Source organism: Lacinutrix sp. MEBiC02595, assembly GCF_053601555.1.
In genome coordinates, this window is sequence record NZ_JBSHNU010000196.1 from 1 (window position 1) to 238 (window position 238).

The 238-nt window shown below is 43.3% G+C and carries 1 protein-coding gene; it reads right to left on the minus strand.

The genetic code is table 11. The features are described from left to right. The coding region (locus ACVCZW_RS05850) for a hypothetical protein (protein WP_452231905.1) at positions 1 to 238 on the minus strand (238 nt) is incomplete at both ends.

Below are 238 nucleotides of genomic sequence, written 5' to 3' on the forward strand. Positions count from 1 at the left end.
AACTGTTCCATTTACTGGTATCGTTACTTCCGTTGGTTCTGTTCCTTCTGTTAATGTTACACCTGTTGGTAAAGTAGTTGTATCTACTACGATATCTACTGTTCCTGCTGGTACTCCTTCTATAGTATAGGTTCCATCCGCTGCCGTTGTTGCTGTTGGCTCTCCTGCGTCTAATACGCCATTGCCATCTAAATCTGCAAATACAGTTACTGGAGAAGTGAATCCGGTTTCTGTTCCG